Below are 25,670 nucleotides of genomic sequence, written 5' to 3'. Positions count from 1 at the left end.
GGCTTAATAAAGGTAAGGAAAACCACTATGACAACATTACGCCTGCTTATTTCTGACTCTTACGATCCCTGGTTTAACCTGGCGGTCGAGGAGTGCATTTTCCGCCAGATGCCCGCCACCCAGCGCGTGCTGTTCCTGTGGCGCAACGCGGATACGGTGGTCATTGGACGCGCGCAAAACCCGTGGAAAGAGTGTAATACGCGGCGTATGGAAGAAGATAATGTCCGTCTGGCCCGCCGTAGCAGCGGCGGCGGCGCGGTATTCCATGACCTCGGTAATACCTGCTTTACCTTTATGGCCGGTAAACCGGAATACGATAAAACCATCTCCACCCATATTGTGCTCGCGGCGCTGAATTCGCTGGGGGTCATGGCCGATGCTTCGGGACGCAACGATCTGGTCGTAAAAATGCCGGACGGCGATCGCAAAGTCTCCGGTTCAGCCTATCGCGAAACCAAAGATCGCGGTTTCCATCACGGTACGCTGCTGTTGAACGCCGACCTCAGCCGCCTGGCGAACTATCTGAATCCCGATAAAAAGAAACTTGCGGCGAAAGGGATTACCTCCGTTCGCTCCCGCGTGACCAATCTTACCGAGCTAATACCGGGTATCACACATGAACAGGTCTGCCAGGCGGTCACTGAAGCCTTTTTCGCCCATTACGGCGAACGCGTCGACGCGGAAGTGATTTCACCGGATAAAACGCCGGATCTGCCGAATTTTGCCGAAACCTTTGCGCGCCAGAGCAGTTGGGAGTGGAATTTCGGCCAGGCACCGGCGTTCAGCCATCTGCTGGACGAACGTTTCACCTGGGGCGGCGTCGAGTTGCATTTTGACGTCGAGAAAGGTGTGATTACCCGCGCACAGGTGTTTACCGATAGCCTGAACCCGGCACCGCTGGAAGCGCTGGCCGAGCGGCTGCAAGGGTGTTTGTACCGCGCGGATGTGCTGCAACAGGCCTGCGAATCTTTAATTGCTGAATTCCCGGCTCAGAAAGGTGAGCTGCGGGAACTGGCTGCGTGGATGGCTCAAGCTGTACGCTAAGCGTCTACGCCAGCCGCCCGATGGTCTGCGCGGCTAACTTCAATTTTCCCACCATCGCGCGGGCAATCTCCTGAAAGCCCGCGCTGATGCGTTTATCATCAGCGACCAGCACCCAAAAGCGCTCGGCCAACGGCAAGGCAAATTCCCACGCTTTCTTATCGATTGTGGCCTCCACACGAATGTCGACAGGCGCGTAGCGCAACATGCCCGATGCCGCCGGAGCGTAAGCCATCGGCAACATATCATAGACAGGCGCGAGCGCCATCGGGGCATCGGAGTAATAAAACGAGAGGTTACCCGCATGCATATCGCTGTTGGCGATAAGCCGACCAAACGCCCAAATTTTCTCAATTTGCTGATGGGCAACAGCATCTATAATGCCCTGCCCGGCAAGCCGATGCGTGACCACCGGCCAGATGCCTGGCGAAGATGCATACTCGCCTTGCAACGCCTCCAGGGAAACAATTTGCCGACGACCACGTATCCCGGTGCAGTCGAAGCGAATGCTTTCCAGAAAGACCTGTCCTCCCTCGCTGCAAATAGCCGTGGCTAAGCTGGCGTTGATGCTGGCGGCAGAAAGCACGGCTAATGCGATGGACTCGGCAATCAAGAGGTCGCTCCAGCGTTCAGAAACGGCGTTCCTTTCACGCGCACTGAATTTCACCAGTACGTTCTGATTGCCCCATCTTGTTTCTGCAAAACAGGCAAATTTAGGCTGCTCACCACCAGCTGAAGAGCCAATGACCTCACCTGCGAGCGCGTCTTCCGCCAGCTGCTGATAGCGATTGAGTTTTTCGGACTGCGTAATCGCCGTCGCATCCGGCGCGGTCACCCAACGCTGGTAATTCTCCTCACCCACGATCCAGCCGCCCGCATTTTCACCCTGATACGCCCGCAGCGCATACAGGACTTCATCCTCTTGCCACAACCGGATGTCATCAGGCAGATGCGCATACCCAGCCACGGCCCTTCCCCAAGCTCGCCCAAGGAATCCCTGTGGCCTAAGATCGGTCAGATACCATGGCAGGCTGTCAAACCATTGCCATTCACCTGTATCAAGCGCAACCAGGCAACTCCCCTGAGGCCAACACGGATAAAGAACGCCAAACTTAGCGGCCTGTCCTTGTGCATTGACCTGCCAGAGGGGAAAGGCCGCGACGCCGCGAACAGGCCGAACAAGCGCGTAGCGCGTAGCACGAGCTTTACCAAACTGGATGACGTCCTGATGCGCGGAAACCAGACGAGAGAACGTCGCCTGACTAACGGCCAGCGATGATCTTAATTCAGCGGCGGAACTCGGCCCCTGTAAGAGCAAATCGGTTAATGCGCTCATAGATGAATAGATTAATGAATAGATACTTGAATTGATTTAAGGACACAGCCCTTTGATTGTCAATACAAACAAAGAAAGAGCGAGAGGAAAGATGAATAGATTATCAGAAGAGAGTGGATATAACGCTGGCATTACCCGGACCAGGCCTTGACGCACCTCGTCCGGGTCGATTTGCTGCTTACTCCTGGTCGCCCAGCAGTACGGATTCCAGCGCGATTTTGATCATGTCGTTGAAGGTCGTCTGACGTTCAGCGGCAGTGGTCTGCTCGTGGGTACGGATGTGGTCGGACACGGTGCAGATAGTCAGCGCTTTCGCGCCAAACTCAGCCGCAACGCCGTAGATGCCCGCCGCTTCCATCTCCACGCCCAGTACGCCGTATTTTTCCATCACGTCGAACATTTCGCCGTCCGGAGAATAGAACAGGTCTGCGGAGAACAGGTTGCCCACGCGCGCGTCTACGCCCAGCGCTTTTGCCGCGTCAACCGCGTTACGCACCATGTCGAAGTCAGCGATAGCCGCGAAGTCATGATCTTTAAAACGGATACGGTTCACTTTGGAGTCAGTGCAGGCGCCCATACCGATCACCACGTCGCGCAGTTTGACGTCCATGCGCACAGCGCCGCAGGAGCCGACGCGAATGATTTTCTTCACGCCGAAATCGGTGATCAGCTCTTTGGTGTAGATGGAGCAGGACGGGATACCCATACCGTGGCCCATCACGGAGATCTTACGGCCTTTGTAAGTCCCGGTGAAACCTAACATGCCGCGAACGTTGTTCACTTCGCGAACATCTTCGAGGAAAGTCTCAGCAATGTGCTTCGCGCGCAGCGGGTCGCCCGGCATCAATACGACGTCAGCGAAATCACCCATTTCTGCATTAATATGTGGAGTTGCCATCTTCAGTTCCCTTTAAATTTGTTGTTATTGCCTGATGGCGGCTACGCCTTATCAGGCCTACAAAACGTGTGTAAAAACAGTGAAATACCCTAAGGATTTCGCGTTGCAGGAAGGCGACGAATTCGTGAATCCCCGGGAGCATAGATTAACTATGTGACCGGGGTGAGCGAATGAAGTCAACGCATCTACAGCGCGAAAGACAACGGGTATCACAGCATGTTTTTACCGTAGTCCATCGGCGATGTGCCAAAGTAGGTCGCCAGCGTCTGGCCGATATCCGCGAAGGTTTCACGGTGACCTAAAGAGCCCGGTTTGACTTTCGGACCGTAGATCAGCACCGGAATGTGCTCACGGGTATGGTCAGTACCAGTCCAGCTCGGGTCACAGCCGTGGTCAGCGGTCAGGATCAGAATGTCATCTTCCCCCACCAGCTCCATCAGCTCCGGCAGACGGCGGTCAAACAGCTCCAGACCTGCGGCGTAGCCCGCGATGTCGCGACGGTGGCCCCAGGAAGAGTCGAAGTCGACGAAGTTAGTGAAGACGATGGTTTTATCGCCCGCTTCTTTCATCTCTTTGAGGGTCGCGTCGAACAGCGCGTCCAGACCGGTCGCTTTCACTTTCTTAGTGATGCCGCAGTTGGCGTAGATGTCGGCAATCTTACCGACGGACACCACGTGGCCCTGTTTTTCATCGACCAGTTTCTGCAGCACGGTCGGCGCTGGCGGTTCTACGGCCAGGTCGTGACGGTTGCCGGTACGCTGGAAGTTACCGGCCTTGTCGCCGATAAACGGACGCGCGATCACGCGGCCAATGTTGTAGCCGCCTTCGGTCAGCTCTTCACGGGCGATTTCGCACAGCTCGTAGAGTTTATCCAGGCCAAAGGTCTCTTCGTGGCAGGCAATCTGGAACACGGAGTCAGCGGAGGTGTAAAAAATCGGCTTGCCGGTTTTCATGTGCTCTTCGCCGAGCTGGTCCAGAATGACCGTACCGGAAGAGTGGCAGTTACCGAGATAGCCCGGCAGGTTGGCGCGTTTTACCAGCTTATCCAGCAGTTCCTGCGGGAAGCTGTTTTCGTGGTCGCTGAAATAGCCCCAGTCGAACAGCACCGGCACGCCGGCGATTTCCCAGTGGCCGGACGGCGTATCTTTGCCGGAGGACAGTTCGTGCGCCCATGCGTATGCGCCAATAACGTCCGCGTTGCCGTCCATGCCGGCGGCAATTTTACCGGTAGAGCCTTCATGCGCTTTCACCAGCCCCAGACGAGTCAGGTTAGGCAGATTCAACGGGCCCTTACGGCCATTGTCAGCTTCGCCTTTGGCGCAAGCTTCTGCGATGTGGCCCAGAGTGTCGGAACCTACGTCGCCAAAACGATCCGCGTCTTCAGTAGCGCCGATGCCGAATGAGTCCAGCACCATAATAAATGCACGTTTCATATCTTCTCCGTACTTAGTGCTTCAAAAATAATTGATCAGATCAGTATACAACTATTCAGTAATTCGACGATAGACCGAAGGTGTGCTTGCTGGCGCTTTATCGTCAAGGATAATTGCCGCTTTGACGGCCTTCGCCGCTTCCTGCCAACTGGCTTCGTCTTTGGCATGAATCACCGCCAGCGGGCGCTGCCCGTCGATGCTGTCGCCCAGACGGGCCATGTCGGTAAAGCCAACGCTGTAATCAATGGTATCAGACGCCTGACGACGGCCGCCGCCCATCGAGACGACCGCCATCCCCAGCGCACGCGTATCCATTGCGCTGATAAACCCTTCGGTATCAGCATATACCGCTTTGCTCAACATGGCGGTCGGCAGGTATTTATCGTAGTTCTCAACGAAATCGCTCGGCCCTTTCTGCGCGGCCACCATACGACCAAAGACTTCTGCCGCTTTACCGTTATCCAGAACCGCCTGTAATTTCGCACGCGCTTCGGCGTCGTCTTTCGCCAGCTGGCCGGAGATCAGCATCTCCACGCATAGCGCCATGGTAACGTCAAACAAGCGCGGATTGCGGTATTCACCGGTCAGGAACTGCACGGCTTCACGCACTTCCACCGCGTTACCGGCGCTCGAAGCCAGCACCTGGTTCATATCGGTTAACAACGCCGTAGTGCGAACTCCCGCGCCGTTTGCCACGCCGACAATCGCTTCAGCAAGGGCTTCAGAAAGTTCATAGGTCGGCATAAACGCGCCGCTGCCGACTTTGACGTCCATTACCAGCGCATCCAGTCCTTCGGCCAGTTTCTTGGCGAGGATGGAACCGGTGATCAGCGGAATAGAGTCCACCGTCGCGGTAATATCGCGGGTGGCGTAAAAACGTTTGTCCGCCGGTGCAAGCGAGCTGGTTTGCCCAATAATCGCCACACCCACGTCTTGAATAATTTCGCGGAAACGGTTGTCGTCCGGGAAGATATCGAAGCCCGGGATCGCTTCCAGTTTGTCGAGCGTACCGCCGGTATGTCCGAGGCCGCGACCGGAGATCATCGGCACATAACCGCCGCAGGCCGCTACCATTGGCCCCAACATCAGAGACGTCACGTCCCCTACGCCGCCGGTCGAATGCTTATCGACAATCGGGCCATTGAGATTCAGGCTTTTCCAGTCAAGGACAGTACCGGAATCCCGCATCGCCATGGTCAGCGAAACACGCTCCGGCATGGTCATATCGTGGAAGAAGATGGTCATCGCCAGGGCGGCAATCTGCCCTTCAGAGATAGTATTGTCACGAATACCATTGATAAAGAAACGAATTTCTTCGTCACTCAACGCATGACCATCACGCTTTTTACGAATAATTTCTTGTGCGAGAAACACGGTACCCTCCTGAGGGAAAAGAGTAGAAGGCTTACATCGCCGGATGGCGGTTAACGCCTTATCCGGCCTACAGGCCTGGATTTGTAGGCCGGATAAGCGCAGCGCCATCCGGCAAATCAGAGCTTAGTAGCTGCTGGCGCTCTTACCGTCGCCGTGACCCAGCGCTTTCAGCAGGCTTGCCAGCAGGCTGGATGCGCCAAAGCGGTAGTGACGAGAATCTGCCCAGTCAGCGCCAAACAGTTCGTCTGCAATCGCGAGGAATTTCTGCGCGTCTTCCGCCGTACGTACGCCGCCCGCCGGTTTGAAGCCAACGGTTTTGGAAACGCCCATGTCGCGGATCACTTCCATCATGATGCGCGCGCTTTCCGGCGTAGCGTTTACCGGCACTTTACCGGTAGAGGTTTTGATGAAATCCGCACCGGCTTTGATGGAGATTTCAGAGGCTTTACGAATCAGCGCCTCTTCTTTCAGCTCGCCGGTTTCAATGATCACTTTCAGCAATACGTTCGCTGCGGCACAAGCGTCTTTACAGGCTTTTACCAGGTCAAAACCCACCTGCTCGTTACCAGCGATCAACGCGCGGTACGGGAATACCACGTCCACTTCGTCAGCGCCGTAGGCGATCGCCGCACGGGTTTCCGCCAGCGCAATATCGATGTCATCATTGCCATGCGGGAAGTTAGTCACCGTTGCAATGCGGATGTCCGGCGTACCTTGTTCTTTGAGGGTTTTACGCGCAATCGGGATAAAACGCGGGTAAATACAAATCGCCGCCGTATTCCCGACCGGGGTTTTTGCCTGATGACACAACGCGATCACTTTTTCATTGGTGTCGTCATCGTTCAGAGTGGTCAGATCCATCAGTTTGAGCGCACGCAGGCTGCTTGCTTTTAAATCAGTCATGACATTCTCCAACGGCATTGCCGTATAAAATTTCACCTTGCGAGTCTGTTAATATTCTAACATTCACTCGCGATTACACTTCGATATACATCACAGTTAATGAAAACTACGTACAAATTTGCATTACTGTAATGAGATCTGAATCAAATTATCCCGCCGTCACCGCCTGTTCTTCGAGCGATAAGCGCATCAGGATCAAAGTCGGTTTGCCGCCATTTTCTACAATAGCGCATCGTCCCGGCATAAAGAGGAAACGAAGATGCCTGCCTCATGCGAAACTGCGCTCCAGCAGCGTTGCCAGCAAATTGTGACCAGCCCGGTGCTCACGCCTGAACAAAAACGCCATTTTCTGGCGCTGGAAGCTGAAAACGCCCTGCCTTATCCCCCCCTGCCGGAAGATGCCCGCCAGGCGCTGGATGAAGGCGTCATTTGCGATATGTTTGAGGGGCACGCCCCCTTCAAACCGCGCTACGTGTTGCCCGATTACGCCCGATTTCTGGCTAACGGTTCACAGTGGCTGGAACTGGAAGGCGCGAAAGATCTGGATGATGCGTTATCCCTACTCACCATTCTGTATCATCACGTTCCTTCCGTGACGTCCATGCCGGTTTATCTCGGCCAGCTTGATGCGTTGCTGCAACCGTATGTTAGAATTCTAACACAAGATGCGATCGATATTCGAATAAAACGTTTCTGGCGTTATCTCGACAGAACGCTGCCAGACGCCTTTATGCATGCCAATATTGGCCCTGCCGATACGCCTGTCACACGAGCGATTTTGCGCGCTGATGCCGAGCTAAAGCAGGTGGCGCCTAACCTGACGTTTATCTACGATGCGGAAATTACGCCGGACGATCTGCTGCTGGAGGTCGCCAAAAACATTTGCGAATGCAGTAAGCCACACATTTCCAACGGCCCTGTAAATGATAAAATTTTCACAAAAGGCCATTATGGCATCGTCAGTTGTTATAACTCGCTACCGCTTGGCGGCGGCGGCAGTACGCTGGTACGTCTCAACCTGAAAGCCGTGGCAGAACGCAGTACGTCTGTCGATGACTTCTTTTCACGCACGCTACCGCACTACTGCCGACAGCAGATCGCCATCATTAATTCACGATGTGAATTCCTCTATGAAAAGTCACATTTCTTTGAGAATAGCTTTCTTGTACAGGAAGGTTTGATCGATCCCGAACGTTTTGCGCCGATGTTCGGTATGTACGGGCTGGCGGAAGCCGTGAACCTGCTGTGCGAAAACGCGGGCCTGACCGCCCGTTACGGCAAGAATGAAACGGCGAACGAGCTGGGCTACCGTATTAGCGCCCAACTGGCGGATTTCGTCGAAAATACGCCAGTGAAGTATGGCTGGAAGCAACGGGCGCTGCTCCATGCCCAGTCTGGCATCAGTTCCGATATTGGCACTACGCCGGGCGCGCGTCTGCCGTATGGCGATGAACCGGACCCTATCACCCATTTGCAAACCGTCGCGCCGCACCATGCCTTTTACCATGCCGGGATCAGCGACATTCTGACGCTGGACGAAACCATCAAGCGTAATCCGCAGGCGCTGGTTCAGCTTTGTCTTGGCGCGTTCAAAGCCGGGATGCGGGAATTTACTGCCAATGTCAGCGGCAACGATCTGGTGCGCGTCACCGGTTATATGGTGCGCCTGTCGGATCTGGCGAAATTTCGCGCCGAAGGCTCGCGCACGAATACCACCTGGCTGGGAGAAGAAGCCGCACGTAATACCCGCATCCTGGAACGACAGCCACGCGTAGTCAGCCATGAACAACAGATGCGCTTTAGTCAGTAAGATCATTGCGTTTTCCTGCGTCGATGGGCCAGGCAGCCGCCTGGCATTATTCTTACAGGGCTGCAATTTGCGCTGCAAGAATTGCCATAACCCGTGGACGATGGGACGCTGTAACGACTGCGGGGAATGCGTATCGCAGTGTCCGCATCACGCCCTCAGCGTTGATGGCGGGAAAGTGGTATGGCGGTCGGACGTCTGCGAGCAGTGCGATACCTGCCTGAAAATGTGCCCACAGCAGGCAACGCCAATGGCGCAGACCATGAGCGTTGACGATGTGCTGCGTCATATTCGTAAAGCATCGCTGTTTATTGAAGGTATTACCGTCAGCGGCGGAGAGGCGACCACGCAATTACCATTTATTGTGGCGCTATTTACGGCGATCAAAGCCGATCCGCAGTTACAACGGCTGACCTGTCTGGTGGACAGTAATGGTCAGTTAAGCGAGACCGGCTGGCAAAAACTACTGCCGGTTTGCGACGGCGTAATGCTCGATCTGAAAGCCTGGAAGAGCGAGTGTCATCACCGTCTGACCGGACGTGATAACACGCATATTAAGCACAGTATCCGCTTTCTTGCTGCGCGGGGAAAACTGGCGGAGCTGCGGTTGCTGGTTATCCCGAATCAGGTGGACTATGCGGCGCATATTGATTCACTGGCGGCGTTTATTACTTCGCTGGGCGAGGTTCCGGTGCGTTTGAATGCCTTTCATGCGCATGGCGTCTATGGCGAAGCGAAGGCCTGGCCAGGCGCGACGCCGCAAGAGGTGGAACGGCTGGCTGACGGATTGCGCGCGCGTGGGGTGGCGAAGCTGATTTTGCCGGCGCTATATTTGTAAGCGTCGCCTGCCAGATGGCGGCTGCGATGCCATCAGAGCCGAAACAAGGTAATGGTATTGCGATACAGCGTATCGGCTATCACCTCTGCGGGCTCCGGACGTAATTCGCAGAGCGCATCAAATACGCGCGCCGCCTGCTCCGGGCGATTCGGCTGCCCCTGAAATCCTTTTAGCGGCATATCCGGCGCATCGGTCTCCAGCAACAGCGCGTCCAGCGGCAACCGCGCCATAACATCACGGGTTTTACTGGCGCGCGGGTAGGTGATGGTGCCACCGACGCCGATTTTATAGCCCAGTTGCACAAAACGTTCGGCCTGTTGCAGACTGCCGGCAAAACCATGCACCACGCCGGTTCGCGGCAAACTCTGGCGCTTTAAGCGCATCGCCAGTTTGTCATGCGTGCGCCGCGAGTGCAGGATCACCGGCAGATCGTAGCGTTTTGCCAGTTGCAGTTGCGCGTCTAAAAATCGCTCTTGCCTGGCGAACTGCGGGTCGTCGCGATAAAGATCGAGCCCGATCTCGCCTACCGCCACGACGTTCTGTTGCTGCGCCAGCGCCTGTTGCAGCTTATCAGGATCGTCATCGGCATGACGCTCAATCACAATGGGGTGCAATCCCAGCGCAGCATAAAGCGACGGGAAACGCGCCGCCAGCGCCAGCACGCGGGGAAAGTGAGCCGCCTCGGTCGCCGGCACGATGATTTTTTCAACGCCCGCCTCACAGGCACGCTGAATACTGGCGCGCTCATCGCCCGTAAAGGGCGGGAAATCAAAATGGCAATGCGTATCAATAAAGCGCCAGCTCACGCCAGATCCTCGTCGGTAAAGGTGGTGTCGTTTGCCTGCGGCGCGCTAATGACCTCCGCCACATGCGTATCATTGGCCACCGGCGCCGGAGGCACGACCACCGTTTCCGGCACGGCAATCCGCGACGTATGGCGCAAGAGAGGCGGCGTTGCGGCGAGCAATTTACCAACGGTGGCAAGGAAATAACGCCCGCATAATTGCCCGGTTTTGTAATCCTCACGCAGCGCCGGGATACGGCTGCCCAGCGCCATGCTGTGCAGCGGTTTCGGTGGATAAATTTCAATGATCCGCAGCTTACCCGGCGGCTTTTCAATAAATTGTTGGATCGCGCTGTAGGACGTTTCATGATGCTGCACCAGGTTGACCAACGGCTGTAGACTGCTCTCCCCCAGCCAGCGCTCCATACGCTTAAACCACTGCGGCGTGTAATACATTTGCGAGGGTACGGTGCGGATCACCACAATGGTTTTCGCCCCCCGCTTTGCCGCCTCCTGAACCGGAATGGCGTCGCTAATGCCACCGTCCAGATAGTTGATGCCCTCTAACGTAACGCCGGTACGGTAGAAACCCGGTATGGCGCTGGAGGCGCGAATGATATCAAGCCAGTTTTGTTTTGTCGGCGAGAAATAGCCCGGCGTGTAATCATCCCCCCGGCAAGCGCACATATAAAAGGATTTTCCGCTGTCGAACAGGCGCGCTGCGGTATCCATCTGCAGCGGCATCCGGGCGGCGGTGGATTCCACCAGCCAGTCGAGGTCGATAAGGTTTCCTCCGCGTACAAATCGCAGCGGATCAAAAAATTCGCGCCTGGTGGTATAGCGCATAATGACTTTGCGCCCGTAGCCGGGCTGGTTGCAGAGATACGCCGAGAGATTTTGCGCACCGGCTGATGTGCCGAAGTAGAGATGGAAAGGATTAAACTGCGCACGCATAAACTCATCCAGCACGCCTGCGGTAAAGATACCCCGCTGCCCCCCGCCCTCACAGACCAGCGCCATACGGCCTGGCCGGAACGGTGTTAATGATAACGGCGCAATATTGCCGAGCGTAACCGGTATTCGCTGGCCCACCTCTGCCTTCCTGTTTTTCATTTTTTTCCAGGCTGACAAGGTAACGCAAAACGTTAACGGCTAAAACCGTAAAAGCCAGTCCGCTGGACTGGCTTGATAGCAATATATCTTTACAGATGCCTGCTAGGGTCGTTTACGGCCCATGAACAGGCTGACCAGGAAGAGCACGATCCCGACGACGAAGACGATTTTCGCCGCGCCGGCAGCCGTACCAGCCAGTCCACCAAAACCCAATGCGGCGGCAATTAACGCGATAACCAGAAATATAATGCCCCAACGAAACATAAGCCTCTCCTTTACCATAGTTAATGTCGACCGCTAAATATGAGCGCTCAGGCTACTCATTCGCGATATTTTTAGTGTGGTGCACATTACGCCTCCCGACAAACGTCGGGAGGACGAATTACGACGAATTACTGAACTTTCAGATCGTTTTTAACACTTTTTACGCCATCAACGGCTTTCGCGATGCTTTCAGCGCGGTCGCTTTGTTCCTGAGTTTCAACAGTACCGGAGAGCTGTACGACGCCATCGGTCGTTTCCACTTTTACTTTACGGGAAGGGACGAGATCGTCCGCCAGCAACTTGGCTTTGACTTCACTGGTCGTGGCCGTATCACCGGCATAACCTTTCACGGAACCTTCTTTATTGTCGCGAACGTGTAGTTTGTCGCTAACGGAGGTCACGCCTTCTACGCCTTTCGCCACTTTCACGGCGGCTTCAGCCTGCGCCTGGCTTTCTACAAAGCCGCTCAGGGTGACAACTTTCTGATTGGTTTCGACAGAAATATCGGTGCTTTTAATATTGTCATGGTCTACCAGCGCAGCTTTTACTTTCGCAGTGATGGCGCTGTCATCCATGAAGTTACCGACTTTATTCATAGAGCTATCGACTTTTTGCCCTGCGGTTTCGGTTCCGCTTTGCGCCTTGTCCGTTGTTGCGTTTTCTGCAAAGGCAGAACCTGTCGCAACAGCAGAGGTCAACATTACGGCCAGCAGAGTTTTAGAAATCTTCAGTCTTGTCATAGTCATCGATTTTGTCCTGTATAGTTTGCTCGTAATTTGAGCTCAGGCAACACGAGGTTGCATTGCTGAATGCGGTGAAATTCACCGGTTTCTGAAGTCAATGACTGGCATCACATTCGTGAATTTGTAACGACGCGTCGCCTGCCACCCTTCCGTTTCAGTTATTAATATCGTGACTGAAACAAATCTCAGCTTTAAGCTCTCATATTCACGCATTGAACAGGCATTAAAGCCGACATTTATGTCATCACTTTGTTAAATATAGATCACAATTTTAAAATCGCTTGTCGGTGCGTATAAAAAACAGGCAGATCGGAGAAAAAACGCGGGATTTAAGAACATTCCGTAAGCGGTTAAAAAGGCAGGGAAAGTACGAAGGCGCGGCGGATGCCGCGCCCGGAAAGGGATCAGTGTTCGCGCGTTTTACGGAACTGAACGTCAGGGTAACGTTCCTGGGTCAGGTTCAGGTTAACCATTGTTGGGGCGATGTAGGTGAGGTTGTCGCCGCCATCCAGCGCCAGTTGCGTTTCATTCTTACGCTTGAACTCTTCGAATTTCTTCGCATCGGCGCTTTCCACCCAGCGCGCCGTCGCCACGTTGACGGATTCATAAATCGCCTCAACGTTGTATTCGCTTTTCAGGCGCGCGACAACAACGTCAAACTGCAAAACGCCCACGGCGCCGACAATCAGATCGTTGTTGGAGATGGGACGGAATACCTGCACCGCCCCCTCTTCAGAAAGCTGCACCAGCCCTTTCAGTAGCTGCTTCTGCTTGAGCGGATCTTTCAGGCGAATACGACGGAACAGTTCCGGCGCAAAGTTCGGGATACCGGTAAACTTCATCATCTCGCCCTGAGTGAAGGTATCGCCGATCTGAATGGTGCCGTGGTTATGCAGACCCAAAATATCGCCCGGGTACGCTTCTTCAACGTGCGAACGGTCGCCCGCCATAAAAGTTAACGCGTCGGAAATCACCACATCTTTGCCGGTACGGACCTGGCGTAACTTCATGCCCTTCTCATACTTACCGGAAACCACGCGCATAAACGCCACGCGGTCGCGGTGTTTCGGATCCATATTCGCCTGAATTTTAAAGACAAAACCGGTGAACTTCTCTTCCGAGGCTTCCACTGTGCGGGTATCGGTTTGACGCGGCATCGGCGCGGGCGCCCACGCCACTAAACCATCCAGCATATGGTCAACGCCAAAGTTACCCAGCGCGGTACCGAAAAATACCGGGGTAATTTCCCCTGCCAGGAACAGCTCTTCATCAAACTCGTTAGACGCGCCCTGCACCAGTTCCAGCTCGTCGCGCAGCTGCTGCGCCAGATCTTCACCGACGGCAGCGTCCAGATCCGGGTTATTCAGCCCTTTAACGATGCGCACTTCCTGAATGGTGTGGCCCTTACCGGTCTGATACAGATAAGTTTCATCTTTATAAAGGTGATAAACGCCCTTAAACAGCTTGCCGCAGCCAATCGGCCAGGTGATCGGCGCGCAGCCGATTTTCAGCTCGTTCTCGACTTCATCCAGCAGCTCCATCGGGTCGCGGATGTCACGGTCGAGTTTGTTCATAAAGGTCAGGATCGGCGTATCGCGCAGACGGGTAACTTCCATCAGCTTACGGGTCCTGTCTTCAACGCCTTTTGCGGCGTCGATCACCATCAGACAACAGTCCACCGCCGTCAGGGTACGGTAGGTATCTTCGGAGAAGTCTTCGTGCCCCGGGGTGTCCAGCAGGTTCACCAGACAGTCATGATACGGGAACTGCATCACCGAGGTGGTGATAGAGATACCACGCTGTTTTTCCATCTCCATCCAGTCAGATTTTGCATGTTGGCTGGAGCCACGGCCTTTTACCGTACCGGCGGTCTGAATCGCCTGTCCGAACAGCAACACTTTTTCGGTAATGGTGGTTTTACCGGCGTCCGGGTGAGAAATGATGGCAAAAGTGCGGCGTTTGGCCACCTCTTGCAAATAAGGAGACAACGTCATAGTCAAATCTTCTTGAGTAAGCGCGGCGTTTGACCACGCATGTTGAATACGAAAAATGCGGCTATTTTACCCATCAACCTGGGGGAGGCAATCAGTGTTTACACAGGAGCTGCTCCAGTTCGCTTAATGACGCCACAGTCCAGGTTGGATGGATACCCGCGGGCTGCTCGCGATGATGCGCGTTAAGCCAGCAGGTCGACAGTCCGGCGTTAATGCCGCCAAGAATATCGGACTCCGCGGTATCGCCAACCATTAATACGCGCGAGCGGTCAGGATTCCCCGCCTGCTCCAGGGCGTAGTTAAAGATTTTCGGATCGGGCTTCGCGACGCCAACCTGCTCGGAAATCACCAGCAGATCGAAATACTCGCGCAGCCCGGTGCGCTCCAGACGAGTTTGTTGTAGCGCGGTAAAACCATTAGTAATAATACCGATTTTAGCCTGCCCGCGAATCGCATTAAGTAGCGAAACGGCGCCCGGCAAAGGAGAACAGATCTCCGCCATCGCACTAATAAAAGCGTCATTTAGCAGCCCCGGCGCAACGTTTAGCCGTTCAGCCCAACTTTGAAAGCGCGCGTGCTGCAATTGTAATGAGGTAATCGCGCCGTTCTGATAATCCACCCATAGCGGCTTATTCACGGCCTGGTAATCCTGGAAATCCTCAGCGGTAAAGGTGACGCTATAGTCAAGGAACATCCGCTGTAAGCCGGTGAAAGAATCAAACGTAAACAGCGTTTCATCGGCATCAAAGAAAATCCAGTCCCACTTCATCATTACACCTTGCCTCTTTTATTACATGCTTATCGGTAACGCCATGATGATGGCGTCCTCATGCCCTTGTGCCGTGGGATAGTAATTGCGGCGAATCGTCGCCTCGTTAAACCCCAGACTTTCATACAGCGCGATGGCGGCAGCGTTAGAGGCGCGTACCTCCAGCCATAGCGTTACAACCCCACGTTTTTCCAGTTCATCAATCAGATGCTCAAGCAGCATACGCCCCAACCCCCGACGCTGAAAATCCGGATCGACGGCGATATTGAACAGCGTCGCTTCGTCCAGCACCACCTGTGTAATGGCAAACGCGGCCATTCTGTCAGCAGCAGTCAGCTTAAGGTTGAGATACCGTTCGCCCTGGTTGCCGAAAAACGTTTTTTCGCTCCACGGAAACGCATGAGCGCGTTGCTCAATCTGCCAGGCTGCGGGGAGATCGGTCGTGCTGAGGATAGAAATCGTGTTCATGTTCGCAGATTTGTTGCCATAGTGCGGCGCGTGCCGCCGGGTTTGCCCGGAGTTCATTAAACGCCGGCGTCGTGACCTGAGCGCCTTCGAGTTGGAGCGGCGCGTCAGTTCCTAACCGCCAGCTATTACAACGGCTGCCCTGCGGCAGCATGGCGACGCGCTCAGGCGCCAGCGGTAAAACCTGATCGGGACTCACGGTCAACGCGCGTAAAATATCGCGCATTAGCGGCTCATTCAGCGCGGGTAATTCCTCTGCAACCACGATCAGACGAACGTGCGCGGGAAGGGAAATCGCAATCTCGCCCTGTAGCGCGCCAGGACGTCGCAGCGCCCACTGCGTAATACCCAGTTGCTGTAACTGCCAGTCTCGTCGGGATGTCATAGCGAAACGCTCCTGTAATCAGGGGCGCAAATATAGCAAATCTGTCGAATCTGCGCCATCAAACTACTATAATCGCCGCCAGTCTGAATTAAGGAGCATTCCATGTCTGCTTTTACCCCGGCAAGTGAAGTCTTGCTGCGCCACAGTGATGATTTCGAACAAAGCCGTATTCTTTTTGCCGGAGATTTGCAGGATGACCTGCCCGCGCGCTTTGAATGCGCCGCCAGCCGCGCGCATACGCAACAGTTTCACCACTGGCAGGTATTAAGCCGCCAGATGGGCGATAACGTCCGTTTTAGCCTGGTCGCGCAAGCCAGCGATGTCGCCGACTGCGATACGCTGATCTACTACTGGCCGAAAAATAAACCCGAAGCGCAGTTCCAGTTGATGAATATTTTGTCGCTGATGCCGTCGGGCAGCGATGTTTTCGTCGTGGGGGAAAACCGCAGCGGCGTGCGTAGCGCCGAACCGATGCTGGCGGACTATGCGCCGCTGAACAAAGTAGATAGCGCGCGACGTTGCGGCCTTTACCATGGTCGTCTGGAAAAGCAGCCGCAGTTTAGTCTTGAATCCTGGTGGGCCGAGTACAATATCGACGGGCTGACCATCAAAACGTTGCCGGGCGTATTCAGCCGCGACGGACTGGATGTTGGTAGCCAACTGCTGCTGTCTACGCTGACGCCGCACACCAAAGGTAAAGTGCTGGATGTCGGCTGCGGCGCTGGCGTGCTTTCCGCCGCGCTGGCCAGCCATTCGCCGAAAGTGCGCCTGACGCTGTGTGACGTCAGCGCTCCGGCGGTGGAAGCCAGCCGCGCCACGCTTGCCGCTAATGGTCTTGAAGGCGAGGTATTCGCCAGCAACGTCTTTTCGGAAGTCAAAGGACGTTTTGACATGATCATCTCCAACCCGCCGTTCCACGACGGAATGCAAACCAGCCTTGATGCGGCGCAAACGCTCATTCGCGGCGCAGTGCGCCATCTGAACAGCGGCGGAGAGTTACGCATCGTGGCGAACGCCTTTCTGCCCTATCCTAAGATTCTGGATGAGACTTTTGGCTTCCATGAAGTCATCGCGCAAACCGGGCGCTTTAAGGTTTATCGTACCGTGATGACCCGTCAGGCGAAGAAATAGTTGGCCTGATAAGCGCAGCGCCATCTGGTTGCATGTGCCGGATGGCGACGCAAAGCGTCTTATCCAACCTACGGCTCGCGCCCATTTTTGCAGCAATCAAGCTATCCCATGCAATTAACTATTGACGAATAGCTGAAAACCACTAGAATGCGCCTCCGTGGTAGTGATTCTTTTCAAGAATCGATGGTATGCGAAGGTGGCGGAATTGGTAGACGCGCTAGCTTCAGGTGTTAGTGTCCTTACGGACGTGGGGGTTCAAGTCCCCCCCCTCGCACCAAAACCACGTTGATATTGCTCGCACTGGGCGAAGGTGGCGGAATTGGTAGACGCGCTAGCTTCAGGTGTTAGTGTTCTTACGGACGTGGGGGTTCAAGTCCCCCCCCTCGCACCAACGAGGCGATATCAAAAAGTAAGATAACTGTGCGAAGGTGGCGGAATTGGTAGACGCGCTAGCTTCAGGTGTTAGTGTCCTTACGGACGTGGGGGTTCAAGTCCCCCCCCTCGCACCAATTATCTTATCCTTCCTTTGTCTCTTCATTTTCATCCCTGATTCCAGTTCATCATTGCCAACATCATGCCGCCAATAAGCGCCATACACGATGGCAGCAGTACAAAATGCCGTAATTGTTTGTGATACAACATCAGCGCAGACAGTAGCAATCCTGATACAATCAACAGCTTCAGCGCATCAGCTGACAGGCCGATAAACGCCAGTCCAACGATAATCACTCCAGGCAATAACACGCCCCATCCGCTGCCTAACGTCCGCTGCAACATGGTTTCACCTCTGGAATTGATAATGATAACCAATATCATATGATATATTTTCTCATTTGTCAGCCAGGGAGAAAGCTAAAGAGATGAGTTTTACTTAACGGTTGATGACACGTATTCAGTAAGGTGATAAATTGTCCGACTGTTAACGTAAAAACAACAACACCTCGCTTTAGGCGACCTTTTCTCATACGTTATTTTCATGTTGGCGCCCGATTCCGTGTATATCACCGATAAATAACGACAATTACCCATGACAACACCATCCTGGCGGTCGCTTCGTATTAAGAAGTATCAGTTTTCTTTACGTCTTTTCTTGTTTCTCAACGCCGTGTCGGCGCTATTTACTCTCGTTTTCCCCCTTTATCAGATCAATGTATTTTGCACGCCAATGATCGGGATAGTGGTCCTGAGCGTATTACTGTTGATATGGCATGGGAAATATGGACAAAAAAGAATTAATCTCCCCTTTATCTCCCTACTCTTTGGGGGAATATGGGCGGCGCATATTGCGCTAAAGTATCCGGCGTTAGGCCATTATGATTTCTCTTTTTTACTGATCTCCCTGCTTAGCGTTCTGTTTATCGGCTCGATAGCCTTTGCCGCGAATATCGTCGCGTTTACGCTCTATTCGCTACCGCCAGTCGTAGTCTGCCTGTGGCTGAACGGTAATGAACAAGGTTTGCGAATTCTCTATTTGCTGGCCCTGCCAATGGTGGGAATCGCTATTCAACATGTTATCCAGAAACGCTACGATAATTTTGCCCAACAGCTCATGTTTAAGCTGCTGGCCGAGCGGGAAACTCTCAATGGCCTGAGTATGCTTGATCCATTAACCGGCTTATATAACCGCCGTGGCCTGCAAAATCGGCTGGATACGTTACAGGCGCCGGGCAGCCATGAACACTACGTCCTGCTATTGGATATCGATCATTTCAAAGCGTACAACGATCACTACGGTCATATGATGGGCGATCAGGCGTTAATCCGCGTCTCAGCGGCAATTCGGGACGCCGTGCGATCGCGCGATGTCGTCTGCCGTTTTGGCGGGGAAGAATTTCTGGTGTTGCTGACCACCGCCGAACCACAGCAAGCCCGCGCTACCGCAGAACGTATCCGACAGGAAGTATACGATCTTAAAATCCCGCATATGTTTAACGAAAGCGTCGCCACCAATGTCACTGTCAGTATCGGCATTGCGCCCCTGACGGATCGCAATATCGGAGACGCTATCGAAAAAGCGGATAAAGCGCTCTACGAAGCCAAGCATCTTGGACGTAACCACATTCTGGTCAGCGACGACATGCGCGCCCTATGAATCCTGCTGACGTAATCGTGCTACGCCAACAGCGTTAACCATAAACCGCTTGCCATCGTTTATCGCTATCGATAGGATTAGCAATCATTATCATTTAGATTAACATCATTAAACTGCGCTATGGCCTACCGTTCCGCACCGATTGCTGACGATATTATCTGGCGAGCCGCTCCCCAGCCGGAAGACGCCTCGCTGGCGGACGCAGTACGCGAGACGATCGCCTCTACCCGTAAGCACCTGTTGGACTTCATCCGGCTGGATGAAGCGCCGCCGCCAACGGCGATGACTCTTGCCCAGTGGACGCGCCCCGCGACGTTTCGTTCATTGCTGGCCGCCTATTCCGATCACATCTATCGGCACACGCCAGGCCTGGCACGTGAAAATAAGCCGTTACTCTCCCTGTGGGCGCAATGGTATATCGGGCTGATGGCACCGCCGCTGATGCTGGCATTACTGACGCAAGCGCGCGCTATCGATGTCTCGGCAGAACATATTCACGTTGAATTTCATGAAACCGGGCGCGCCGCGTGTTTCTGGCTTGACGTGCATCAGGATAACCTGGCAACGGAGCGTTCCCCGGAAGAACGAATGGAAACGCTAATAGTCTCCGCACTACAGCCGGTCATTCAGGCGCTGGAGGCGACTGGCGACATCAACGCGAAACTTATCTGGAGCAATACCGGTTATTTAATCAACTGGTATCTGACTGAGATGAAACCGCTGCTTGGCGAAGCCCTGCTGGCAACGCTACGCCAGCGCTGTTTTTTTGAAAAGCAGCTATCCGACGGTCAGGATAACCCGCTGTGGCGGACCGTCGTAATGCGCGACGGTCTTCTGGTACGCAGAACCTGCTGCCAACGTTACCGCTTACCTGACGTACAGCAGTGCGGCGACTGCACGCTAAAGTAAACCGCTTTACGTTGCCTTCAGTTATCGTCACGGCTTACTGCTGCTGGCCTGTCACATTATTATATTTACAGCGGCGCTCTCCGTATGCCAAATTACGTTTTGCCATTTTTGGGTCTACCGTGGCTATTGGTAAGGTCTCAGGAGAGAAGAATGAGTCTGCAATCTGTACGGCAATTTCTGGCCGATCATGCTCCCGATATTGAAATTATCGAATTAAATCAAAGTACAGCGACTGTCGAACTGGCAGCCAAAGCGCACAACGTAGAGCCAGGGCAGATAGCTAAAACGCTCTCGCTTAAAGTAAAAGACACCATTATCCTGGTGGTCGCGAAAGGCGATGCCCGCCTGGATAATAAGAAGCTTAAAACCACTTTCGGCGCAAAAGCCCGTATGTTGAGCAGCGATGAAGTGGTCAATGCAACCGGACATCCTGTCGGCGGCGTATGTCCCTTTGGGCTGGAGCACCCGCTGCCCGTTTATTGCGACATCTCTCTGAAGGGGTATGACGAAGTATTGCCTGCCGCAGGCGCCACGCACAGCGCGGTACGTATCACGCCGGAAAGAATGGCTGAACTGACATCGGCGACCTGGGTAGACGTGTGCCAATAACGTGCCTGACACCCGGATTCCCCGAACAAGCACGGCGCATCCGGCGCGGGCTATACCCGATGCTGGAGCGCGGTAGCATCGCCGGCGCGCAGATATAACAGAATATCCGCCGCATCGAGTAACCCGGCATCAGAACTCACGCCCAGCTTGGACATCACATTAAACTTATGCGCCCGGATAGTCTTAATGTTACGTTCTAACTGGACGGCAATTTGCGGCATTGAGTAGCCGTTCGACATAAAACGCAGAATCTCCCGCTCGGTTGGACTAAGCATACAATTCTGGTGAAGTTCCCAAAGATTGTCTGTACGCTCCGTTGTCCGCCGGGCGCTATTAAGCGATGTAAATAAGGCATCCTGTAAAACATCCAACGGCGACGCTTTGCTGATGACCCCATCCAGCGGCAGCGGGGATAGCGCGCTGATTAAGCGAGCTTCAGCATCATCATCGGCAATCACCAGACGCCGCATATGGGGATAATTTATCGCCAGTTCCGTCAGGCTGGATAATCCTGTCCGGCGTTCAGTTCTTAACGCAGAAAGAGAAAAAATAACGGCAGAAAACGGCGTCTTTAGCGCAGACTTATAAAACGCGGATGGTTTTGAAAAAATATGAAGCGTATGTCGGCAATCCGGCATTGCATCAAATAGCCCTTTAATACCAATGGTGCTCATCACGCATTTTTCTACGAGCGCAACATTTCTCTTGCTGATTCTGTTTTCCATTCCATGGTTTCTCCATATACCGAAGGTAGGTTCAATTCTCTGGCTCCCTGAGAACTGTTTATCCATGCATACATCTCTGCATTACTGTGTATTGATAAGCGTCGCATGGCGCTATTTTTTTGGGCGCTAATTGTTTTATTACTTTTTTTAAGTAACGCCGCAATTTGGTTAATGCCCCACCCTTTTCCTAAAAGGCGTAATACTTTTCGTTCAGACAGCGTAAGGACAATCGGCCTGTCGTGGGACTGCTGAATTTCAGACGGTACCTGAGGCGATAATAACGTTTTGCTTATTCTTTCTGAGCGAGCGTTTCCCGCATGGATAACGCTAATAAGATTCTCGATTGGCTCTTCGTCTGAAAGCAAGGTGCTGACGGGGCCCATCAGGAGATCAACCGCATGTGGATAGCAGGATTTAGAAACCAGAAATACCCAATGTATGTCGCGATATTGCGAGATTAAGCTATAAAAATATTCGCAGACAGCACGGGGAGAGGCATTGTTAACTGCTAAATCAGCAATAACTAAATTACTTCGGCGTAGCTGTAGCAGCGTTAGCTCTTCTATCGTACGGCAATACGCCAGTTTATAATCGGGGAAATTACCTGTTATAGCCCCTTTAAGGCCTTCCTGTATAAGGGGGGTTTTACTGATAATAAGTCCATTTTTGCAGCATCCTGGCAGCATAATTCCTCCGCACCCACGCCGCCCCCTTTCATTGCTCCATTAATAAAAACACTATTAACAATGATCGCAAAGAAATATAGGCCGAGTGGATTAATTATCCTTGTTTTATTTTTAAATATCTAACATTGATTGCGCTACAATCCACATAGCACAAAAACATGAAATCACTATCGCATAGTTACTCATAAAACCAGAAGCAAGACAATTAAATTAACTAAATTTGCACATTAGCAATTCTAACGAAAACGCATCATATTAATAAATTTAAAATATGAGTTCGCTCTTTATTCATATTGCTAAGTCCTAAAACAAAAGCCCAACAATACTGTCCACCATCCATAAAACCCATGTAATATCTGCGAATTACACTAAGTCATGCCTAATTTTACGCCCGCTGCTCACGCCATTGTTGTTAAACCATTAATGCATATCGTTGATAAAATTCACCACATCATTGATTCAAAAATGAGCGGCCAGGCTGGCATAATGCCTCTATTCTGGAAACGGACATACGAGAACCGTCGCCCATAAGGATATCCTGCCTGTGACGAAGCGCACGTCTCAAGAAGCTTATGCGTTGCGTCTGGCGGCTGACGTTTTTATCAACAAGAAATTGATCTTAACCAACGCCATCATGCCTGCGCTTCGTGTTAAAAAGGAAGCCTCTGTCATAGTGGCGGCGCATAGAATGTCTTTTCGGACAGGACGAGTCATGCAAGAAGAGCAATCAATTCAACGAGCAGTAACACGGTTATGTATTCAATGCGGGCTGTTTTTATTGCAGCACGGGGCGGAAAGCGCACTGGTTGATGAGCTTTCCACCCGACTCGGTTTGGCGCTCGGTATGGATAGCGTCGAAAGCGCGATCTCCTCTAACGCCATTGTCCTGACGACCATTAAAGACGGACAATGTCTGACATCGACACGTAAAAACCAGGATCGCGGCATTAATATGCACGTCGTCACGGAGGTTCAGCATATCGTTATCCTCGCGGAACATCGTCTGCTGGATTACAAAGGCGTGGAAAAACGCTTTAGCCAGCTCCGCCCGCTGCGTTATCCACGCTGGCTGGTGGCGTTTATGGTCGGTCTCTCCTGCTCCTGCTTTTGTAAGCTGAATAATGGCGGCTGGGATGGCGCGGTTATCACCTTTTTCGCCAGCATGATAGCCATGTATATCCGCCAGATGCTGGCGCAGCGGCATTTACATCCGCAGATCAATTTTTGCATTACCGCCTTTGTCGCTACCACGATTTCCGGGCTGATGCTCACCCTTCCCGCCTTTAGCCAGACGCCCACTATCGCCATGGCGGCGAGCGTACTGCTACTGGTGCCGGGCTTTCCGCTGATTAATTCCGTCGCAGATATGTTTAAAGGACATATTAATACCGGGCTGGCGCGCTGGGCTATCGCCAGCCTGTTGACACTGGCCACCTGTGTGGGCGTAGTGATGTCAATGACAGTATGGGGGCTACGAGGATGGGTATAATCGACTTTTTACTGGCGCTAATGCAGGACATGATCTTGTCTGCGATCCCCGCCGTCGGGTTTGCGATGGTCTTTAACGTTCCCCACCGGGCGCTTCCGTGGTGCGCGCTACTGGGGGCGCTGGGTCATGGCTCGCGTATGCTGATGATGAGCGCTGGTTTTAATATCGAATGGTCGACGTTTATGGCTTCGCTGCTGGTCGGCAGTATTGGTATTCAGTGGTCACGCTGGTATCTCGCTCACCCTAAAGTGTTTACCGTCGCGGCCGTGATCCCGATGTTTCCGGGGATTTCCGCCTATACCGCGATGATTTCCGCAGTAAAAATTAGCCATCTGGGCTATAGCGAACCGATGATGATCACGCTGCTGACCAATTTTCTGAAAGCCTCTTCCATTGTTGGCGCACTCTCAATTGGCCTCTCTGTACCGGGATTATGGCTGTACCGCAAACGCCCCCGCGTGTGAATGGTGGAACGCCTCCTGCTGTTCTTACAGGTCTGTGTGGTACTATAAAAACAGTCGCCCTTCTCGGTTGTTGTTCCATATTGAGAAACATTATGTCTTCCAGAATTTTAACGTCGGACGTCATCGGTATTGACGTCCTTTTACACGATCATCATGCTGTGCTGGCGAAGTCAACGGGCGGCGCAGTGGCGGTATTCGCTAATAATGCGCCTGCCTTTTATGCCGTGACGCCTGCACGCATGGCTGAACTGCTGGCGCTTGAAGAAAAGTTATCACGTCCGGGAAGCGATGTGGCGTTAGACGCGCAATTTTACGAAGAACCCGAAGCCGCACCCGTTGCGATTCCCTGCGGAAAATTCGCCATGTATCCCGCCTGGCAACCGGATGCGGATTTTCAGCGTCAGGCTGCCCTTTGGGGCGTGGCGCTTCGGGAGCCGGTCACCGCAGAAGAGCTGGCGGCGTTTATCGCCTACTGGCAGGCGGAAGGTAAGGTTTTTCACCATATCCAGTGGCAGCAAAAGCTGGCGCGCAGCGTGCAAATCAGCCGTTCCAGCAATGGCGGAATGCCGCAGCGCGACATCAATAGCGTCAGCGAACCTGACAATCATATTCCACCAGGTTTTAGGGGGTAACGATGAAAAATGTTGGCGACCTGATGCAGCGTCTACAAAAAATGATGCCTGCGCATATTACGCCGGCGTTTAAAACGGGCGAAGAATTGCTGGCGTGGCAGAAAGAGCAAGGCGAGATCCGGGCGGCAGCGCTGGCGCGGGAAAATCGGGCGATGAAAATGCAGCGCACCTTTAACCGTTCCGGCATTCGACCGCTGCATCAGAACTGCTCGTTTGATAACTATCGGGTTGAGTGCGACGGACAAATGAACGCGTTAAGCAAAGCCCGACAGTACGTTGATGAGTTTGACGGCAATATCGCCAGCTTTGTCTTTTCCGGCAAGCCGGGAACCGGTAAAAACCATCTCGCCGCGGCTATTTGTAACGAGCTGCTGCTGCGCGGAAAGTCGGTACTGATTATCACCGTAGCGGATATTATGTCAGCGATGAAAGACACGTTCAGCAATCGGGAAACCAGCGAAGAGCAGTTGCTTAACGATCTGAGTAACGTTGATCTGTTGGTGATCGACGAGATCGGCGTGCAGACCGAATCCCGCTATGAAAAAGTGATCATCAATCAAATTGTCGATCGTCGTTCCTCGTCAAAACGTCCCACCGGCATGTTGACGAACAGCAATATGGAAGAGATGACGAAAATGCTTGGCGAACGCGTCATGGACCGTATGCGTCTCGGCAACAGTTTATGGGTTAATTTTACCTGGGACAGTTACCGCAGCCGGGTGACGGGTAAAGAGTATTAAATTGCAACGTGCGCCAGGGCGATACGACGCCTGGCTGGCATAACAC

Annotated in this window: 27 protein-coding genes and 3 tRNA genes; 14 read left to right on the top strand and 16 right to left on the bottom strand. The window is 53.3% G+C overall.

Features of this window, described 5'->3' with window-relative positions; genetic code table 11:
- Window positions 1-27: 27 nt before the first annotated feature.
- On the top strand, window positions 28-1,044 hold the full coding sequence (gene lplA, locus NA197_RS15350; RefSeq protein ID WP_023226895.1) for a lipoate--protein ligase LplA: 1,017 nt from the start codon (window positions 28-30) through the stop codon (window positions 1,042-1,044).
- Between the two features lie 4 nt (window positions 1,045-1,048).
- Here the strand turns inward: lplA and yjjJ are convergent, their stop codons facing one another.
- The 5 genes from yjjJ to deoC all read right to left on the bottom strand — a co-directional run bounded on the left by yjjJ (window position 1,049) and on the right by deoC (window position 6,985).
- The gene (gene yjjJ / locus NA197_RS15345) at window positions 1,049-2,377 is read right to left on the bottom strand and encodes a type II toxin-antitoxin system HipA family toxin YjjJ (RefSeq protein ID WP_023204489.1); all 1,329 of its coding nucleotides are present in this window, start codon (window positions 2,375-2,377) and stop codon (window positions 1,049-1,051) included.
- Window positions 2,378-2,555: 178 nt separating this feature from the next.
- Window positions 2,556-3,275 carry a purine-nucleoside phosphorylase gene (gene deoD, locus NA197_RS15340; RefSeq protein ID WP_000224865.1) on the bottom strand — a complete coding sequence of 240 codons (720 nt, stop codon included), beginning with the start codon at window positions 3,273-3,275 and terminating at the stop codon, window positions 2,556-2,558.
- A 209-nt stretch (window positions 3,276-3,484) separates the two neighbouring features.
- On the bottom strand, window positions 3,485-4,708 hold the full coding sequence (gene deoB / locus NA197_RS15335; protein ID WP_000816454.1) for a phosphopentomutase: 1,224 nt from the start codon (window positions 4,706-4,708) through the stop codon (window positions 3,485-3,487).
- 51 nt (window positions 4,709-4,759) lie between these two features.
- Window positions 4,760-6,082: a thymidine phosphorylase gene (gene deoA, locus NA197_RS15330; protein WP_000477838.1), complete on the bottom strand. Its 1,323-nt coding sequence runs from the start codon at window positions 6,080-6,082 to the stop codon at window positions 4,760-4,762.
- A gap of 123 nt (window positions 6,083-6,205) precedes the next feature.
- The gene (gene deoC / locus NA197_RS15325; protein ID WP_001519713.1) at window positions 6,206-6,985 is read right to left on the bottom strand and encodes a deoxyribose-phosphate aldolase; all 780 of its coding nucleotides are present in this window, start codon (window positions 6,983-6,985) and stop codon (window positions 6,206-6,208) included.
- 259 nt (window positions 6,986-7,244) lie between these two features.
- Here deoC and NA197_RS15320 point away from each other — a divergent pair, with 259 nt between their 5' ends.
- Window positions 7,245-8,795, top strand: coding sequence for a YjjI family glycine radical enzyme (locus NA197_RS15320; protein WP_023209305.1), 1,551 nt, complete (start codon window positions 7,245-7,247; stop codon window positions 8,793-8,795).
- Window positions 8,767-9,630, top strand: coding sequence for a YjjW family glycine radical enzyme activase (locus NA197_RS15315; protein WP_001064947.1), 864 nt, complete (start codon window positions 8,767-8,769; stop codon window positions 9,628-9,630). Before NA197_RS15320 ends, NA197_RS15315 begins: the two co-directional genes overlap by 29 nt.
- Window positions 9,631-9,662: 32 nt before the next feature.
- Here NA197_RS15315 and NA197_RS15310 read toward each other — a convergent pair whose 3' ends face one another.
- The 8 genes from NA197_RS15310 to NA197_RS15275 form a co-directional block, all read right to left on the bottom strand.
- On the bottom strand, window positions 9,663-10,436 hold the full coding sequence (locus NA197_RS15310) for a metal-dependent hydrolase (RefSeq protein ID WP_058653125.1): 774 nt from the start codon (window positions 10,434-10,436) through the stop codon (window positions 9,663-9,665).
- Window positions 10,433-11,506, bottom strand: coding sequence for a patatin-like phospholipase family protein (locus tag NA197_RS15305; protein WP_000531540.1), 1,074 nt, complete (start codon window positions 11,504-11,506; stop codon window positions 10,433-10,435). Before NA197_RS15305 ends, NA197_RS15310 begins: the two co-directional genes overlap by 4 nt.
- 123 nt (window positions 11,507-11,629) lie before the next feature.
- Complete coding sequence (locus NA197_RS15300) at window positions 11,630-11,791, bottom strand: DUF1328 domain-containing protein (RefSeq protein ID WP_000490276.1); 162 nt, start codon at window positions 11,789-11,791, stop codon at window positions 11,630-11,632.
- Between the two features lie 128 nt (window positions 11,792-11,919).
- A complete protein-coding gene (osmY, locus tag NA197_RS15295) occupies window positions 11,920-12,537 on the bottom strand; it encodes a molecular chaperone OsmY (protein WP_000178963.1) in 618 nt (205 codons plus the stop codon).
- 401 nt (window positions 12,538-12,938) lie between these two features.
- A complete protein-coding gene (gene prfC / locus NA197_RS15290; RefSeq protein ID WP_000175965.1) occupies window positions 12,939-14,528 on the bottom strand; it encodes a peptide chain release factor 3 in 1,590 nt (529 codons plus the stop codon).
- Window positions 14,529-14,619: 91 nt separating this feature from the next.
- Complete coding sequence (gene yjjG / locus NA197_RS15285; RefSeq protein WP_000870686.1) at window positions 14,620-15,297, bottom strand: pyrimidine 5'-nucleotidase; 678 nt, start codon at window positions 15,295-15,297, stop codon at window positions 14,620-14,622.
- Between the two features lie 21 nt (window positions 15,298-15,318).
- Window positions 15,319-15,765, bottom strand: a complete 447-nt coding sequence (rimI, locus tag NA197_RS15280) for a ribosomal protein S18-alanine N-acetyltransferase (RefSeq protein ID WP_001092434.1) — start codon at window positions 15,763-15,765, stop codon at window positions 15,319-15,321.
- Window positions 15,710-16,147 (bottom strand): DNA polymerase III subunit psi, encoded by a 438-nt coding sequence (locus tag NA197_RS15275; protein ID WP_000203996.1) that lies wholly within the window; start codon window positions 16,145-16,147, stop codon window positions 15,710-15,712. The genes rimI and NA197_RS15275 overlap by 56 nt, the downstream gene beginning before the upstream one ends.
- 102 nt (window positions 16,148-16,249) lie before the next feature.
- On the opposite strand from NA197_RS15275, the gene rsmC reads away from it, so the two are divergent.
- From rsmC to NA197_RS15255, 4 genes are all read left to right on the top strand, one after another.
- The gene (gene rsmC, locus NA197_RS15270; protein ID WP_052932329.1) at window positions 16,250-17,278 is read left to right on the top strand and encodes a 16S rRNA (guanine(1207)-N(2))-methyltransferase RsmC; all 1,029 of its coding nucleotides are present in this window, start codon (window positions 16,250-16,252) and stop codon (window positions 17,276-17,278) included.
- Between the two features lie 190 nt (window positions 17,279-17,468).
- Window positions 17,469-17,555: transfer RNA gene (locus tag NA197_RS15265), tRNA-Leu, on the top strand.
- A 27-nt stretch (window positions 17,556-17,582) separates the two neighbouring features.
- Window positions 17,583-17,669: transfer RNA gene (locus NA197_RS15260), tRNA-Leu, on the top strand.
- A gap of 31 nt (window positions 17,670-17,700) precedes the next feature.
- A tRNA-Leu gene (locus NA197_RS15255) sits at window positions 17,701-17,787 on the top strand.
- Window positions 17,788-17,818: 31 nt separating this feature from the next.
- Here the strand turns inward: NA197_RS15255 and NA197_RS15250 are convergent.
- The gene (locus tag NA197_RS15250; RefSeq protein WP_000941877.1) at window positions 17,819-18,055 is read right to left on the bottom strand and encodes a DUF1435 domain-containing protein; all 237 of its coding nucleotides are present in this window, start codon (window positions 18,053-18,055) and stop codon (window positions 17,819-17,821) included.
- A 250-nt stretch (window positions 18,056-18,305) separates the two neighbouring features.
- Here NA197_RS15250 and NA197_RS15245 point away from each other — a divergent pair, with 250 nt between their 5' ends.
- From NA197_RS15245 to NA197_RS15235, 3 genes are all read left to right on the top strand, one after another.
- Window positions 18,306-19,370, top strand: a complete 1,065-nt coding sequence (locus NA197_RS15245) for a GGDEF domain-containing protein (protein WP_024156547.1) — start codon at window positions 18,306-18,308, stop codon at window positions 19,368-19,370.
- 120 nt (window positions 19,371-19,490) lie between these two features.
- Window positions 19,491-20,279 carry a siderophore-iron reductase FhuF gene (fhuF, locus tag NA197_RS15240; protein ID WP_064043461.1) on the top strand — a complete coding sequence of 263 codons (789 nt, stop codon included), beginning with the start codon at window positions 19,491-19,493 and terminating at the stop codon, window positions 20,277-20,279.
- A gap of 150 nt (window positions 20,280-20,429) precedes the next feature.
- Complete coding sequence (locus NA197_RS15235) at window positions 20,430-20,888, top strand: YbaK/EbsC family protein (protein WP_000058274.1); 459 nt, start codon at window positions 20,430-20,432, stop codon at window positions 20,886-20,888.
- Window positions 20,889-20,938: 50 nt separating this feature from the next.
- On the opposite strand, the gene bglJ is transcribed toward NA197_RS15235, so the two are convergent.
- Both bglJ and NA197_RS15225 read right to left on the bottom strand, forming a co-directional pair.
- Entirely contained in the window at window positions 20,939-21,613 is a 675-nt protein-coding gene (bglJ, locus tag NA197_RS15230) for a DNA-binding transcriptional activator BglJ (RefSeq protein ID WP_000431551.1), read from the bottom strand.
- A complete protein-coding gene (locus NA197_RS15225; RefSeq protein WP_064043460.1) occupies window positions 21,574-22,299 on the bottom strand; it encodes a response regulator transcription factor in 726 nt (241 codons plus the stop codon). Before NA197_RS15225 ends, bglJ begins: the two co-directional genes overlap by 40 nt.
- 712 nt (window positions 22,300-23,011) lie before the next feature.
- Between NA197_RS15225 and NA197_RS15220 the strand changes: the two genes are divergently transcribed.
- From NA197_RS15220 to dnaC, 4 genes are all read left to right on the top strand, one after another.
- Entirely contained in the window at window positions 23,012-23,788 is a 777-nt protein-coding gene (locus NA197_RS15220) for a threonine/serine ThrE exporter family protein (RefSeq protein ID WP_001674846.1), read from the top strand.
- On the top strand, window positions 23,779-24,252 hold the full coding sequence (locus tag NA197_RS15215) for a threonine/serine exporter (RefSeq protein ID WP_000511329.1): 474 nt from the start codon (window positions 23,779-23,781) through the stop codon (window positions 24,250-24,252). The genes NA197_RS15220 and NA197_RS15215 overlap by 10 nt, the downstream gene beginning before the upstream one ends.
- A gap of 92 nt (window positions 24,253-24,344) precedes the next feature.
- Window positions 24,345-24,884, top strand: coding sequence for a primosomal protein DnaT (gene dnaT / locus NA197_RS15210; RefSeq protein WP_000098578.1), 540 nt, complete (start codon window positions 24,345-24,347; stop codon window positions 24,882-24,884).
- 2 nt (window positions 24,885-24,886) lie between these two features.
- Window positions 24,887-25,624: a DNA replication protein DnaC gene (dnaC, locus tag NA197_RS15205; protein ID WP_000799924.1), complete on the top strand. Its 738-nt coding sequence runs from the start codon at window positions 24,887-24,889 to the stop codon at window positions 25,622-25,624.
- Window positions 25,625-25,670: the final 46 nt, after the last annotated feature.

The sequence above is a fragment of the Salmonella sp. NW884 genome (genome assembly GCF_051700745.1).
Taxonomy (GTDB): Bacteria; Pseudomonadota; Gammaproteobacteria; order Enterobacterales; family Enterobacteriaceae; genus Salmonella; species Salmonella enterica.
Note: the sequence above shows the minus strand (reverse complement) of the source record. Positions and strands in the feature narration are given on the sequence as shown.

Bases quoted from the DNA above. Each gene is read 5' to 3' on its own strand.
- rimI (WP_001092434.1), bottom strand. From the start codon at position 15,765: ATGAACACGATTTCTATCCTCAGCACGACCGATCTCCCCGCAGCCTGG.
- prfC (WP_000175965.1), bottom strand. From the start codon at position 14,528: ATGACGTTGTCTCCTTATTTGCAAGAGGTGGCCAAACGCCGCACTTTT.
- fhuF (WP_064043461.1), top strand. From the start codon at position 19,491: ATGGCCTACCGTTCCGCACCGATTGCTGACGATATTATCTGGCGAGCC.
- dnaT (WP_000098578.1), top strand. From the start codon at position 24,345: ATGTCTTCCAGAATTTTAACGTCGGACGTCATCGGTATTGACGTCCTT.
- deoC (WP_001519713.1), bottom strand. From the start codon at position 6,985: ATGACTGATTTAAAAGCAAGCAGCCTGCGTGCGCTCAAACTGATGGAT.
- NA197_RS15275 (WP_000203996.1), bottom strand. From the start codon at position 16,147: ATGACATCCCGACGAGACTGGCAGTTACAGCAACTGGGTATTACGCAG.
- deoB (WP_000816454.1), bottom strand. From the start codon at position 4,708: ATGAAACGTGCATTTATTATGGTGCTGGACTCATTCGGCATCGGCGCT.
- NA197_RS15320 (WP_023209305.1), top strand. From the start codon at position 7,245: ATGCCTGCCTCATGCGAAACTGCGCTCCAGCAGCGTTGCCAGCAAATT.
- dnaC (WP_000799924.1), top strand. From the start codon at position 24,887: ATGAAAAATGTTGGCGACCTGATGCAGCGTCTACAAAAAATGATGCCT.
- NA197_RS15250 (WP_000941877.1), bottom strand. From the start codon at position 18,055: ATGTTGCAGCGGACGTTAGGCAGCGGATGGGGCGTGTTATTGCCTGGA.
- NA197_RS15220 (WP_001674846.1), top strand. From the start codon at position 23,012: ATGCAAGAAGAGCAATCAATTCAACGAGCAGTAACACGGTTATGTATT.
- yjjG (WP_000870686.1), bottom strand. From the start codon at position 15,297: ATGAAGTGGGACTGGATTTTCTTTGATGCCGATGAAACGCTGTTTACG.
- NA197_RS15225 (WP_064043460.1), bottom strand. From the start codon at position 22,299: ATGCTGCCAGGATGCTGCAAAAATGGACTTATTATCAGTAAAACCCCC.
- deoD (WP_000224865.1), bottom strand. From the start codon at position 3,275: ATGGCAACTCCACATATTAATGCAGAAATGGGTGATTTCGCTGACGTC.
- NA197_RS15235 (WP_000058274.1), top strand. From the start codon at position 20,430: ATGAGTCTGCAATCTGTACGGCAATTTCTGGCCGATCATGCTCCCGAT.
- bglJ (WP_000431551.1), bottom strand. From the start codon at position 21,613: ATGGAAAACAGAATCAGCAAGAGAAATGTTGCGCTCGTAGAAAAATGC.
- osmY (WP_000178963.1), bottom strand. From the start codon at position 12,537: ATGACTATGACAAGACTGAAGATTTCTAAAACTCTGCTGGCCGTAATG.
- lplA (WP_023226895.1), top strand. From the start codon at position 28: ATGACAACATTACGCCTGCTTATTTCTGACTCTTACGATCCCTGGTTT.
- NA197_RS15215 (WP_000511329.1), top strand. From the start codon at position 23,779: ATGGGTATAATCGACTTTTTACTGGCGCTAATGCAGGACATGATCTTG.
- NA197_RS15300 (WP_000490276.1), bottom strand. From the start codon at position 11,791: ATGTTTCGTTGGGGCATTATATTTCTGGTTATCGCGTTAATTGCCGCC.
- yjjJ (WP_023204489.1), bottom strand. From the start codon at position 2,377: ATGAGCGCATTAACCGATTTGCTCTTACAGGGGCCGAGTTCCGCCGCT.
- NA197_RS15245 (WP_024156547.1), top strand. From the start codon at position 18,306: ATGACAACACCATCCTGGCGGTCGCTTCGTATTAAGAAGTATCAGTTT.
- rsmC (WP_052932329.1), top strand. From the start codon at position 16,250: ATGTCTGCTTTTACCCCGGCAAGTGAAGTCTTGCTGCGCCACAGTGAT.
- NA197_RS15315 (WP_001064947.1), top strand. From the start codon at position 8,767: ATGAACAACAGATGCGCTTTAGTCAGTAAGATCATTGCGTTTTCCTGC.